This is a genomic window from uncultured Clostridium sp. (assembly GCF_900547735.1).
Lineage (GTDB): Bacteria > Bacillota > Clostridia > Lachnospirales > Lachnospiraceae > Otoolea.
Genome location: NZ_URHZ01000011.1, coordinates 43,087 through 55,137, shown reverse-complemented (window position 1 = coordinate 55,137; position 12,051 = coordinate 43,087). Strand labels below are relative to the sequence as shown.

Annotated in this window: 12 protein-coding genes; all 12 read left to right on the top strand. The window is 51.2% G+C overall.

All coding sequences use genetic code 11. The annotated features are described in order from the left end of the window. Positions 1-3 precede the first annotated feature (3 nt). The 12 genes from ispF (at position 4) to hxlB (ending at position 12,041) form a co-directional block, all read left to right on the top strand. A complete protein-coding gene (gene ispF, locus QZT18_RS05430; protein WP_294145329.1) occupies positions 4-552 on the top strand; it encodes a 2-C-methyl-D-erythritol 2,4-cyclodiphosphate synthase in 549 nt (182 codons plus the stop codon). Positions 553-621: 69 nt separating this feature from the next. Then, positions 622-2,025: a cysteine--tRNA ligase gene (gene cysS / locus QZT18_RS05425; protein ID WP_294145327.1), complete on the top strand. Its 1,404-nt coding sequence runs from the start codon at positions 622-624 to the stop codon at positions 2,023-2,025. Next, positions 2,010-2,501 carry a Mini-ribonuclease 3 gene (locus QZT18_RS05420; RefSeq protein ID WP_125143537.1) on the top strand — a complete coding sequence of 164 codons (492 nt, stop codon included), beginning with the start codon at positions 2,010-2,012 and terminating at the stop codon, positions 2,499-2,501. The genes cysS and QZT18_RS05420 overlap by 16 nt, the downstream gene beginning before the upstream one ends. Then, positions 2,488-3,294 carry a 23S rRNA (guanosine(2251)-2'-O)-methyltransferase RlmB gene (rlmB, locus tag QZT18_RS05415; protein WP_227030723.1) on the top strand — a complete coding sequence of 269 codons (807 nt, stop codon included), beginning with the start codon at positions 2,488-2,490 and terminating at the stop codon, positions 3,292-3,294. The genes QZT18_RS05420 and rlmB overlap by 14 nt, the downstream gene beginning before the upstream one ends. A 73-nt stretch (positions 3,295-3,367) precedes the next feature. Then, a complete protein-coding gene (locus tag QZT18_RS05410; RefSeq protein WP_294145320.1) occupies positions 3,368-3,925 on the top strand; it encodes an SOS response-associated peptidase family protein in 558 nt (185 codons plus the stop codon). Between the two features lie 445 nt (positions 3,926-4,370). Beyond that, positions 4,371-5,213 (top strand): MurR/RpiR family transcriptional regulator, encoded by an 843-nt coding sequence (locus QZT18_RS05405; protein ID WP_294145318.1) that lies wholly within the window; start codon positions 4,371-4,373, stop codon positions 5,211-5,213. Positions 5,214-5,232: 19 nt separating this feature from the next. Beyond that, positions 5,233-5,937, top strand: coding sequence for a ribulose-phosphate 3-epimerase (locus QZT18_RS05400; protein ID WP_294145399.1), 705 nt, complete (start codon positions 5,233-5,235; stop codon positions 5,935-5,937). 55 nt (positions 5,938-5,992) lie between these two features. Further along, on the top strand, positions 5,993-7,531 hold the full coding sequence (gene xylB, locus QZT18_RS05395; RefSeq protein ID WP_294145317.1) for a xylulokinase: 1,539 nt from the start codon (positions 5,993-5,995) through the stop codon (positions 7,529-7,531). A 169-nt stretch (positions 7,532-7,700) separates the two neighbouring features. Continuing rightward, entirely contained in the window at positions 7,701-8,735 is a 1,035-nt protein-coding gene (locus tag QZT18_RS05390) for a substrate-binding domain-containing protein (protein WP_294145316.1), read from the top strand. 184 nt (positions 8,736-8,919) lie between these two features. Further along, positions 8,920-10,425, top strand: a complete 1,506-nt coding sequence (locus tag QZT18_RS05385) for a sugar ABC transporter ATP-binding protein (RefSeq protein WP_366925802.1) — start codon at positions 8,920-8,922, stop codon at positions 10,423-10,425. Between the two features lie 18 nt (positions 10,426-10,443). Then, on the top strand, positions 10,444-11,433 hold the full coding sequence (locus QZT18_RS05380) for an ABC transporter permease (RefSeq protein WP_294145314.1): 990 nt from the start codon (positions 10,444-10,446) through the stop codon (positions 11,431-11,433). Between the two features lie 56 nt (positions 11,434-11,489). After that, positions 11,490-12,041 (top strand): 6-phospho-3-hexuloisomerase, encoded by a 552-nt coding sequence (gene hxlB, locus QZT18_RS05375; RefSeq protein ID WP_294145312.1) that lies wholly within the window; start codon positions 11,490-11,492, stop codon positions 12,039-12,041. Positions 12,042-12,051 lie beyond the last annotated feature (10 nt).

Below are 12,051 nucleotides of genomic sequence, written 5' to 3'. Positions count from 1 at the left end.
AATATGAGAATCGGACAGGGATATGATGTCCATAGACTGACGGAGGGCCGGGATTTGATCCTCGGCGGCGTAAAAATACCATATGAGAAAGGCCTGCTGGGCCATTCTGACGCCGATGTACTGGTGCATGCGGTGATGGACGCTCTTTTAGGAGCGGCTGCGCTTGGAGATATCGGAGAACATTTTCCCGATACGGACCCTGCCTACAAGGGAATATCCAGTATTGAGCTGTTAAAGCACGTAGGAAAGCTGCTGGAGGAGAACTGTTATATTATAGAGAATATCGATGCGACAATCATTGCCCAGAAGCCGAAGCTTCTGGCCTACCGTCCGCAGATGATGGAGAATATCGCCGGGGCTCTCGGCATTGAGAAGAGCCGTGTCAATGTCAAAGCGACGACGGAGGAGGGCCTTGGGTTCACCGGAAGCGGAGAGGGAATTTCATCCCAGGCAATTACCCTGTTGACGACGGTAGACAATTACTGCTATGATAGGGAAATGATGCAGGGCTCCGGCTGCGGAGGCTGCTCCGGCTGTTCGGCTGCCAGGTAAATCAAAGAAGGTAAGTTAATAAAAAGGAAATTCAATCATAACGATAAGAAATAACAGGAGAAGCAAAGTATGAAAATTTTCAACACTCTGTCCAGAAAAAAGGAAGAATTTGTCCCCCTGGAAGAAGGCAAGGTTAAGATGTATGTATGCGGGCCAACCGTATACAATTTTATTCATATCGGCAACGCAAGGCCGATGATTGTATTTGACACGGTAAGACGTTATTTTGAGTACAAGGGATATGAAGTGAACTATGTATCCAACTTTACCGACGTGGATGACAAGATTATTAAAAAGGCAATCGAAGAGGGCGTGGACGCCGACACCATCTCCAAGAGATATATCGAAGAGTGCAAGAAAGATATGGCGATGATGAACGTGAAACCGGCCACCACCCATCCGCTGGCAACGGAGGAAATCTGCGGCATGCTCGACATGATTCAGGATCTGATCGACAAGGGCCATGCCTACACGGGCAAAGACGGCACGGTATACTTCCGCACCAAGTCGTTTGACGGCTATGGAAAGCTGTCCCATAAGAATCTGGAAGATCTCCAGTCGGGTTTCCGCGAGATCAAGGTGACGGGAGAGGAAGATAAGGAAGATCCGACCGACTTCGTGCTCTGGAAACCGAAGAAAGACGGGGAGCCGTACTGGGAGTCACCGTGGTGCAACGGCCGTCCGGGCTGGCACATCGAGTGCTCCGTTATGTCCAAGAAATATCTGGGCGATTCCATCGACATCCATGCGGGCGGAGAGGATCTGATTTTCCCGCACCATGAGAATGAGATTGCACAGAGCGAGGCGTCCAACGGCACAAATTTTGCAAAATACTGGATGCATAATGCATTTTTAAACATTGACAACAGGAAGATGTCGAAGTCCCTCGGCAATTTCTTTACTGTCAGGGAAATCAGTGAGAAGTATGACCTTCAGGTTCTGCGTTTCTTTATGCTGAGCGCCCACTACAGAAGCCCGCTCAACTTCAGCGCCGAGCTGATGGAAGCTTCCAAGAACGGCCTTGAGAGAATCCTCACGGCGGTAGAGAAGCTGAATGACGGACTGAAGACGGCAGAAGGCGTGATGACGGACGCTGAGAAAGAGAATATAATCGCTGCGAAGGAATACGTTCAGAAGTTTGAAGACGCCATGGACGACGATTTCAACACGGCCGACGCGATTTCCGCCATTTTCGAGCTGGTGAAATTCAGCAATACGACGGCTGCCGGAGCGTCTGAGGAATATTTAACCTGGATGAAGGAAACTATCGAGAAGCTCTGTGACGTACTCGGAATCATTACGGAGAAGAAAGAAGAAATCCTGGACAGCGAGATCGAGGATATGATTGCGCAGAGACAGCAGGCCAGAAAAGACAAGAACTTTGCCCTGGCAGACGAGATCCGCGGAAAACTTCTGGACATGGGAATTGTCCTGGAAGACACAAGAGAGGGCGTCAAATGGAAACGTGCCTGAACTGTTTTAAAGAAGCACTGAAATTGAAAGAAGTAGAGGCCAGGGAATATTCTCCCCTGGCCTTGGCATATCTGGGGGATGCCGTTTATGAGCTGGCAATCCGCACCTTTGTCATGAATCACGGCAACACCCAGGTCAACAAGATGCATAAGAGGACGGCAGGCCTTGTCAAGGCGGAGGCCCAGGCCAATTTCTATAAGGTTTTGGAGGAAGAGCTGACCGAGGAGGAAAAGGCCGTATACAGAAGAGGCAGAAACGCCAAATCGGTGACAATGGCAAAGCATGCCACAATGAAAGACTACAGGATGGCAACCGGATTTGAGGCCCTGATGGGATATCTCTACCTGACGGAACAGATGGGGAGGATGGCTGAACTGCTGGGCCACGGCCTTTCAAAGTTGGGCGAGATTGAGGCGGACGGCGGACCGGAAGCGCTGAATGGGCAGGAGGAAAGTAAAACGGATGAAACAGAATGACACCAGCGCCTGCAAAGCCGGAGATACCGGAAACGATGCAGGTGAAGACAGTGTAAGATTTGAAGAACTGACGATAGAGGGGCGCAATGCGGTGCTGGAGGCGTTCCGTTCGGGAAAGACGATAGACAAGCTCTTTGTGCTGGACGGCTGCCAGGACGGCCCGGTGAAGACCATCACCAGGGAAGCCAGAAAACAGGATACGATTATCAATTATGTTGCGAAAGAGAGACTGGATCAGCTCTCCGATACCGGGAAACACCAGGGCGTGATCGCCTATGCCGCCGCATACAAATACGCGGAAATAGAGGATATGTTTAAACTGGCTGAGGAGAAGGGCGAGCCGCCGTTTCTCTTTATTCTGGACGGAATCGAGGATCCGCATAATCTGGGCGCGATCATCAGGACGGCCAACCAGGCGGGTGCACACGGGGTAATCATACCGAAAAGACGGGCCGTCGGACTCACTTCCACGGTGGCGAAGACGTCGGCCGGTGCGATCAATTATACGCCGGTTGCCAAGGTGACCAATATTTCAGCCACCATTGAGGAGCTGAAGGAAAAGGGACTCTGGTTCGTCTGTGCCGATATGGGCGGAGAGGTGATGTACCGCCTGAACCTGAAAGGGCCGATTGGACTGGTAATCGGAGGCGAGGGAGACGGCGTCAGCCGCCTTGTGAAGGAAAAATGCGATATGGTGGCCTCCATCCCGATGAAGGGCGATATCGATTCACTGAATGCCTCGGTGGCGGCCGGTGTTCTTGCCTATGAGATAGTAAGACAGAGGATGAATTAGGGCCTTACCGCCTACAGAACTGCGTTTTTGCAGGGCTGTGAACAGTAACCATTCAGGACATACGGAAGAGATTATGTGCAGCAGATATTTTACGGAAGATGAAACGTCCGGAATCCGGACAGATGTGCGTCCCTGCGACGAAGCGGCGGTGCTGGTTTCGGAGAGGGGCAAAACGATAGTGAGAAGGAAGATGTACTGGGGCTTTCATCCAGCAGTCAGCGAGGGCAGGGGCAGCGGGCAGACGGTTTATAACGCGCGCGTGGAAACTGCGCCGGAAAAGGCGATGTTCCGGGAGTGCATGGCCAGGCGCCGCGTGGCGGTACCGGCCGGCGGCTTCTATGAATGGAACCGTGCGGGTGAAAAAGCAGTTTTCGAACCCGCGGCGGGAAGAAAACTGTATTTTGCAGGCTGTTACCGGTTTGAGGGCGCCGAACCCCATTTCGTGATTTTGACGACGGAACCCAACGAATCCGTGAGGAAAATTCATGACAGGATGCCGTTTATTCTGAAACAGGAACAGCTTGAAAGCTGGCTGTCGGACGGCGGAGATTACCGGGAACTGCTGAAACAGACGCCCGGGGAGCTGAAAAGCACCATGGACTATGAGCAGCAGACGTTTGAATTTATCTGAGATGACATTTCTCTACAGTCTGCGCGTCAATAAATAAAAAAAGAGTGAAATAAAAAAGAGTGAAAACCGTTATTTTTCGGTTTCGACTCTTTTTTATTTCACTCTTTTTTATTGAGCGGCAATGAAAAGTTTGCGAAGCGTGCTTTTCGTTGTTTTGAGAACCGGACAAACGGACATGAAAATAGCGATAGGGTGACATATCATTATTTTCAAATGCTAAAAATAAAAGTGAAGTATTTACTATTTTTAGAAACTTCAAATTGAAGTGGGAAAAGGGAAAAACAACCTAAAATAGACTAAAAATTGTGCAGATCTAACAATGAAAGATGGGATAAATCTGCTATACTAGATAAAAAAAACATACTATATTTACTTCAGTTTTTGCAATTACTATAATGATTATAAGAAAAACTTCATTTGCAAAATCTGATTATGGAGGAAAAACATGAATGAATTGTTAGTGAAAATCAGATTTTTAATCCCCTCCCTGCCGAGGGCGGAGAAAGCTTTTGCACAGGCGCTGGTAGAAAATCCGGACGCCATTACACATCTTACGCTGGCTCAGATAGCCGCGGAGTCCAACAGCAGCGAGGCATCGGTCATCCGTTTCTGCAAAAGGATGGGATATCACGGATACATGGACCTGAAGGATGCTTTTATCCTTGCCATGGCGGACGGAAGTGAAGTTCACGAGGAGGAAATCGAGGAGTCGGATGATATTTCCGTAATATTAAAGAAGGTTTTCCAGAGCAATGTACAGACGCTGCAGAACACCATGGTTCTGGCAAATGAAGGGTATACGGACGCCTTAAATGCAATGATAGGGGCAAAATCCATTCACTTCTTTGGTGTGGGGGACGCCTATGCGGCCTGCCAGTTTGCATTTATGAAATTCTGCCGGCTTGGAATTCCCTGTTCCGCCCACAGCGACGTCATGCTGCAATATACGATTGCGGACAACCTGGGACCAGGGGACGTGGCATTGGCCGTTTCCTATGAGGGTCGTTCAAGAAATGTGGTACAGGCCATGAAAATTGCCAAAAAGAGAGGGGCGACCACCATCAGCATCACAAAGATGAACAAGTCTCCGCTTTTAAAATATACCGATATCAGCCTGTTCATCTCGGTCAGTGATTTGACAATCGGGAGAGATAAAGCGACCCGGAGGGTGGCGGATCAGTTCATCCTGGACGTCCTTTACCTGGGTTACATCACCAAGACGAAAAAAGACTATTCGAAGTGCCTGAAACGCACGCAGGCCGCCATCGATTGCAATAAAATTATGTAGGAGAATGAAAGTGAATGAAATGTATCAATTAGCCCCATCGGTCTATGCGGCCGACTATCTTCATCTGCAACAGCAGATGGCCGTCATGAAACGGGCCGGAATCAGGCAGTTACATATTGACATTATGGATGGGATTTTTGTCCCGAACCTGTCCTTTGGCCCCGATTTTGTGGCCGCGCTCCGGGAGGCCACGGATTTCTTTCTGGATGTCCATCTGATGATTGAGGAACCGCTGCGGTTTGTGCGGGCGTTCAGTGAGGCGGGGGCCGATGGAATCACGGTTCACTGGGAGGCGTGCGGGAATATGGGAAGAACTTTGGAGGCCGTCCGCAGCCTGGGCAGACAGGCCGGGATCGCGCTGAACCCGGGGACGCCGGTTGAATCGCTGGCGGGCAGGGCGGTGGATCTGAAAATATGGGAACTGGTTGATCGGCTGCAGCTGATGACGGTGGCTCCCGGATTAAAAGGCCAGACCTTTCTGAATGAATCGGCCGGAAGAATTGCACAGGCCCGGCATTTGCTTAGAAAAATCGGGCGGGAGATTCCGATTGAGGTGGACGGCGACATCACTCCGGCTAACCTGGGCAGGGTGCTGGAAGCGGGAGCCGGGATTATCGTGGCCGGAAAAGGATTGTTTTCCGGCAGTCTGGAAAGGAATATCGGCGCTTACAGGGCGATTATGGAGAGGGAAATGAAACAGAGAACGGCGGAGAAGGCAGTGTAAGATTCCTGCCGGTGCGCATGGAATAAAAGTCGATGAACCGGGGAGGCGGTAAAGAATGGAGTACGTGATAGGAATTGATATAGGAACAAGCGCTACAAAGACACTTCTGATGGATTCGGAAGGAGAGATTACGGCCCAGGCATCCAGGGAATATCCCCTGTACCAGCCCGGAAACGGATGGGCGGAACAGGATCCGGAGGACTGGAGACGTGCGGTTCTTGAAACGCTGAAAGAAGTGACGGAGAAATCGGGAGTGGGAAAGGAAGAAATTAAAGGAATCGGATTTTCAGGTCAGATGCATGGCCTCGTCATGCTGGACGGGGAGGGAAAACCGCTGCGGCGCTCTATCATATGGTGTGATCAGAGGTCGTCCGCCCAGGTGGAGGAGATGCTCGGGCTCATGCCTCTTGAAAAATGGATGGAGATTACGGCCAATCCCCCGATTGCGGCCTGGACGGCGGCCAAAATTCTCTGGGTGAAGGAAAATGAGCCGGAGCTGTATGCGAAATGCCGTCACATTCTGCTGCCGAAGGACTATATCCGCTACATTCTCACGGGTGAGTTTGCGACGGACGTATCGGACGCATCCGGTATGCAGCTTCTGGATGTTAAAAACAGGCGCTGGTCACAGGAGGTTCTTAAAACGCTGGATATTGATCCGGCGCTCCTTGGAAAAGTATACGAATCCCAGGAAGTGACGGGAACCCTGCTGCCGGAGATTGCAAAAAAATGCGGTCTGGCGCCTGACGTAAAGGTTGTGGCCGGAGCCGCTGATAATGCCGCCGCCGCAGTCGGAACCGGGGTGGTTCTGGATAACGGGGCATTTACAACGATCGGAACGTCGGCCATTGTATATACGCATCTGGATCATTTTACAAGGATACCGGACGGCGGTCTCCACGTCTGCTGCTGTGCCGTGCCGGGAGGGTATTTTACAATGGGAGGCCCCCAGGCGGCCGGACTTTCGCTGGAATGGTTCAAAGATGCCTTCTGCCGGGACATGGAAGAAGAGGCCGAACGGACGGGGACGGATATCTATACTTTAATCAACGAGGCGGCCGCCGGAATCGAGCCGGGGAGCGGGAGGCTGATTTACCTGCCTTATCTGATGGGAGAACGGACGCCCCATATGAATCCGAAGTGCAGGGGCGCATTTGTAGGGTTGAATACGATACACGGAAAGGCGCATATGCTCCGCGCGATTATGGAGGGAATCACCTACTCCCTGGCAGACTGCAATAATATTCTGAAGGAACTGGGAAACACGGTGACATCCATGAGAGTTTGCGGCGGAGGCTGCAAAAGCCACGTATGGAGGCAGATTATGGCCGATCTGTATGAATGTGAAATACGCATCCTGAAACAGGAGGAAGGCCCCGCTTACGGCGCGGCGATACTGGCCGGGGTGGGAGCCGGAGTCTTTGATAACGTGGTGGATACCTGCAGGAAATTAATCAGCACCAGTCTGGCGGAGACACCGATTCCCCGGGAAGTGAAGCGGTACAGAAATTATCACAGGCTGTACGACCGGCTGTATGAGGATATGAAAACGGATTTCGGCCTTCTGTACGATTTGGATAATCTCGAAGAGTAAGGGAACCTGGGTGCGGCGGGAGAACCGGGGAACGGCGGAAGGACCGGGAACAACATGAGAATCGGGGAACGGCAGAAGGACCGGAGAACAACAGGAAATAGTTTGCCGCGGAAGCGGTGTTAACTATAAATAAGGCAAAATGTGCCGAAAAAAAGTGGAGGAAAATACTATGAAGAAAAAAATCGTGGCAGCACTCACAATCGCGGTAGCAGCGACAGCTTTGTTCGGCTGCTCAAACGCAGCATCCGAGACGAAGGCGCCGGAAACGGCAGCTCCGGCAGCCGAGGCGGCAGCGCCTGCGGAGACAACGGAAGAGAAAGCGGAGGAGGCGAAAGACAGCGCGGCAGAGGGCGGAAAGACTTTCGGCGTCACCTACTGGATCGAGTCGGATTTCTTTAAGACGGTGGCGGATTCCATCACACAGGCGGCGGAGGCCGACGGAAACAAGACCGTTGTCGTGGATGCGCAGCAGGACAGTACAAAACAGATCCAGATTATCGAAGACTTTATTGCCCAGGATGTATCGGCAGTGTTCTTAAATCCGGTTGACAGAGACGCCGTGGCACCGGCTCTCCAGAAATTAAAAGAAGCCGGAATTCCGGTCATCAACTTTGACTCTTCCGTTGCAAACCTGGAGCTGGTAGACGCCTATGTGGCGACCGACAACGTTCAGGCCGGAAAACTCTGCGGAGAATCCATGATTAAGGATTTCCCAGACGGCGGCAAAATTGCAATTCTCAATTACCCGGCTAACAGCGCCTGCCTGGATCGTGAGGAAGGATTCATGAAGACAATCGAGGGAAAAGGTTTTGAAGTAGTTGCAACTTTTGACGCGGAAGGCACGGTAGAAAAGGGCCAGAACATCACAAGCGATATTTTACAGGCTCATCCCGACATCGTTGCTATTTTCTCCATCAATGACCAGGCCGGCATGGGAGCTTATGCAGCATGCACGACATCCGGCGCAGACGTTGCAATTTACGGTGTGGACGGCGCTCCGGAAGCAAAACAGGTAATTGCAAAAGAGGGAAGTATCTACAAGATGACGGCAGCCCAGTCTCCGATCAAAATCGGAACAAACTGCTATGAAGTTGCAAAGACAATTTTAGGCGGCCAGAAACCGGAACAGTTCCAGATTGACGTTCCTGCATTTACGATTGACAGCAGTAATATCAAGGATTACTTAAATGCCGGCTGGCAGTAAACAGCAGAAAGAGGCGTTTCGCTGCGGCCCGGCTTTCTGAGGCGAAGCGTGATATGGTCCGCGGCCCAGCTTCTTTTTAACCGGGATGCGGACGGCAACGGCGTTTTAAGTGGGCGGCATGCGACTTGCCGCCCACTTTTTGAAGACAGGCCTTTTGAGGGAGAACCATAGGAAATGGGAACATATGAAGGAGCAAAATATGGAACAGTTGCTTAAAATGGATGGAATCACGAAATCCTTTTCTGATGTAAAAGTACTGGAGGACGTCAGGCTGGAGCTGCGCTCGGGGGAGGTTCACGCACTGCTCGGTGAAAACGGCGCGGGTAAGTCCACGCTGATTAAAATCCTGGGAGGCGCTTACAGCAGGGACGGCGGCGAGATATATGTGGACGGTAAAAAGGTGGAAATCACCAATGTGGACAGTGCGAAAAAACACGGAATCCGGGTGATTCATCAGGAATTGATGCTGATACCGTATATGACAATCGCCGAAAACATATTTCTCGGTCAGGAACCGAAGACGAAGCTTGGAACGGTTGACACCGCGAAAATGAATGCGGATGCGGCCGCGTTTTTAAGCGCCCTGGAGCTTAAGCTGGAACCGTCCCAGATAGTGGGGAAACTGAACATAGCGCAGCAGCAGATGGTCGAGATCATCAGGGCAATCTCATTTGGGGCAAAGATTATTGTCATGGACGAACCGACCTCCTCCCTCACGGACACGGAGGTGGATGTGCTCTTTGAGGCGGTGAAAAAGCTGAAGGAAAAGGGCGTGGGAATTATTTACATCAGCCACAGGATGTCGGAGTTAGATGTGATTGCGGACCGCATTACGGTGATGAGGGACGGAAAGTACATTGACACGGTGGTGACAAAGGAGACTTCCCACGATAAGCTGGTCAGCCTGATGGTCGGAAGGACGCTTGGGGATTTGTACGAAAAACATAACCATTCGACCGGTGAAATAGTGCTCAGGACCCGGCATCTGGCATCGGGAAAGGAAGTAAGGGACGTTTCCTTTGATTTACACAAAGGGGAGGTGCTGGGATTCTCCGGACTGGTCGGTTCGGGGCGGTCGGAGGCCATGGCCTGTATCTTCGGCCTTAGAAAAAAGGACGGAGGCGTCATTGAGCTGGACGGAAAAGAGGCCAGAATACACAGCGTAAAGGACGCAATGAATTACGGGATAGGCCTTGTGCCGGAGGACCGGAAAAAAGAGGGGATTTACCCGGTGCAGGGAATCCGCTTTAACGCAACGCTGGAGGTGATGGGCGAATTTCTAAAAGGCGGGCGCTACGACCGGAAAAAAGAACTGGAACTCACTAAGAGATATGTCGACGACATCATGCAGACAAAATATGCGGGAGTGGAGCAGGCGATCGGACGCCTGAGCGGCGGAAACCAGCAGAAGGTGATCATCAGCCGGTGGCTGCTGGTGACGAAGAAGATTCTGATTCTGGACGAACCCACCAGAGGAATTGATGTAAAAACAAAATCGGACATTTATCATCTGATCGACAAATTGACGGCAGACGGTCTGTCCATTATTTTTATCTCCTCCGAGATGCCGGAATTAATCAACATGTGCGACCGGATTGTGGTTATGAACCAGGGGCGCACCACCGGAATACTGAATCGTGAGGAATTCACCCAGGAAAGAATTATGGAATTATCGACAAAGGAAATCTAAGGGGAAAGAAGTGAAATTATGAAAAATAAATTTGGACAGTCGGTTGTCAACACGGTTAAAATGAATTTCGGAATTTTGATGGGCCTGTTTATCCTGTGTCTGGGCCTTACCTTTATGACAGATAAATTTGCTACGGTTACAAACTTTTTTAATGTGGTCCGCCAGATTACAATCAATCTGTATCTGGCCTGCGGCATGACATTTGTCATCCTGCTCGGCGGGATCGATCTGTCCGTCGGTTCGGTGATTGCGGTCACGGGCTGTGTCAGCGCGGGAATGATTAGCTGGCTGGGACTTCCCGTTCCGGTGGGAATCGTGATCGGCCTGTTCTTTGGAACGCTGATTGGCGGCCTGAACGGAATCATTGTTTCCCGCACCACGATCCCTGCCTTTATCGTGACTTTGGCTACCATGAACATCGGCAGAGGCATTGCCAGAATCTATACCCATGCCCAGACAATCGCCGTGCTCGATGATTCCTATACCTTCTGGGGAATGGGCAGTATCTTCGGTCTTCCCATCCAGCTCTACCTGATTATCGCCGTTGTGATTGTCTCCTCCTTTATACTGAACCGAACCAGGATGGGACGCCATATCTACGCCACCGGCGGTAACCGGATGGCGGCGGAATATTCCGGAATTAATGTAAAATGGGTAACATTTTTTGTGTTTGCCTTCAGCGGATTTCTGGCTGCGCTGGCCGGAGTCCTGACCGTAGGAAGAACATTTACGGCCACGATGATCATGGGTGACGGCGCCGAGATGGATGCCATCGCAGCCGTTGTTCTCGGCGGTACCAGTATGAGCGGCGGAAAGGGAAGCATTTCCGGCACCGTGATCGGCGTCATTGTCATAGGAATCCTTAAAAACGGCATGAACCTTCTGGGAATCGATTCCTCCTGGCAGTACGTGGTGCAGGGCATCGTAATTCTGATTGCCGTTTATATTGATTACATTAAATCAGGCGGTTCCCTTCAGGCTCTGGTCAGGTCACTGAAGCGAAATTAATGTTCCGCCGCGCCGGAACGGAGCTAAAAGATGATAAAGACAGGGGACAGATGGATATGAAAAGTGAGACAGTTGTAGAAAAGGTTTTGGAGGAGCTTTGCCAGTGCATTGAGAGTGTTCCGCCGGAAACCCTGTGCAGGCTGGCCGGGAAATTTGAACGGGAAAATCGGATTTTCTGTGACGGAGCGGGGCGGAGCCGACTCCAGGCGGAAGGGTTTGCCATGAGGCTGACGCAGATGGGATTTCAGTCGAGCGTGGTGGGGGAGCCCACGACACCGGCTCTGACGGGCGGAGATGTACTCTTTATCCTGAGCGGTTCCGGAGAGACGCCCATGCTGATAGAACACGCTTCGAAAGCCAGGGAAATTGGAGCCGGAATTATCCTGGTGACAACCAGAGGGGATTCCACGCTCGGGAAGCTGAGCGATGAAACCGTTCTTTTAAAAGCGTCCGCCAAGAACAGGAAGTCCGGCGATTCCATACAGCCCATGGGGAGTCTTTTTGAACAGAGCGCAGGTATTCTCTGTGATATTATGGTTCTGCTTTTGATGGAGCGGTATCAGATAAGCAGTGAAGAAATGTACAGGAACCATAGTAATCTGGAGTAGCAGGGGAGAG

Coding starts and splice junctions, on each gene's coding strand:
- ispF (WP_294145329.1), top strand. CDS start 4: ATGAGAATCGGACAGGGATATGATGTCCATAGACTGACGGAGGGCCGG.
- cysS (WP_294145327.1), top strand. CDS start 622: ATGAAAATTTTCAACACTCTGTCCAGAAAAAAGGAAGAATTTGTCCCC.
- QZT18_RS05420 (WP_125143537.1), top strand. CDS start 2,010: ATGGAAACGTGCCTGAACTGTTTTAAAGAAGCACTGAAATTGAAAGAA.
- rlmB (WP_227030723.1), top strand. CDS start 2,488: ATGAAACAGAATGACACCAGCGCCTGCAAAGCCGGAGATACCGGAAAC.
- QZT18_RS05410 (WP_294145320.1), top strand. CDS start 3,368: ATGTGCAGCAGATATTTTACGGAAGATGAAACGTCCGGAATCCGGACA.
- QZT18_RS05405 (WP_294145318.1), top strand. CDS start 4,371: ATGAATGAATTGTTAGTGAAAATCAGATTTTTAATCCCCTCCCTGCCG.
- QZT18_RS05400 (WP_294145399.1), top strand. CDS start 5,233: ATGTATCAATTAGCCCCATCGGTCTATGCGGCCGACTATCTTCATCTG.
- xylB (WP_294145317.1), top strand. CDS start 5,993: ATGGAGTACGTGATAGGAATTGATATAGGAACAAGCGCTACAAAGACA.
- QZT18_RS05390 (WP_294145316.1), top strand. CDS start 7,701: ATGAAGAAAAAAATCGTGGCAGCACTCACAATCGCGGTAGCAGCGACA.
- QZT18_RS05385 (WP_366925802.1), top strand. CDS start 8,920: ATGAAGGAGCAAAATATGGAACAGTTGCTTAAAATGGATGGAATCACG.
- QZT18_RS05380 (WP_294145314.1), top strand. CDS start 10,444: ATGAAAAATAAATTTGGACAGTCGGTTGTCAACACGGTTAAAATGAAT.
- hxlB (WP_294145312.1), top strand. CDS start 11,490: ATGAAAAGTGAGACAGTTGTAGAAAAGGTTTTGGAGGAGCTTTGCCAG.